At 63.3% G+C, this 675-nt stretch carries 1 pseudogene; it reads left to right on the plus strand.

Going from position 1 to position 675, the window contains the following annotated elements:
* Positions 1 to 597, plus strand: a pseudogene (locus ACV1FX_RS41730) (tail fiber domain-containing protein); the annotation flags it as partial.
* Positions 598 to 675 lie beyond the last annotated feature (78 nt).

Below are 675 nucleotides of genomic sequence, written 5' to 3' on the forward strand. Positions count from 1 at the left end.
TACAAGTCGGGGATGTCGCCCTACGTTGACCCGAACTACAGCACCTTGAGTTCGCCGGCAGTGCAGGCCGCGCTCAGTCAGGCCGGTACGGATGCTGCCAACAACGTCCGCAGTCAGTTTGCCGCGGCCGGTCGGTCGTTCTCAGGCATGGAGGATCAGTCCATAGCGCGCGGCATTTCGCAGGCGCAGACGCCGATCATCCTCAACCAGGCCAACCAGGATGCGGCGACCCGGCAAGCTGCTCTTAATTCGGTCTACGGCGCAGGCAACACCACGTCGGGCGCCATTGCCGCGAACAATCAGCAGGGCGTCAACAACCAGGCCCAGGGCGTGACGGCAGCAAATGACGCGCTCAGTGCCAACAATTGGGGACCGAACCAGGTGTTGCAGGCGCAGCAGTACCTCAGCTCGATCCCCGCATCCAATCTCGGGCTGCTCGCGCAGATCGGCATTCCGATCGCAGGCCTCGGCTCGAGCACGAACGGGACTTCCACTACGCAGGGGCAGATGAGCGGTGCGCAGCAGTTCGCCACCATCCTCTCTGGAATCGGCTCGCTCATTCCGAAGGGCCCGCTGAACTTGAGCTTCGGAGGTTAAGCGCGTGGGTTTGTTCGACAGCTACTACTCGCCCGACACCTACCAGGACAGCGGAGGCCTGCTCGGCCGCCTGCTGTC

It is taken from the genome of Bradyrhizobium ingae, assembly GCF_055791185.1.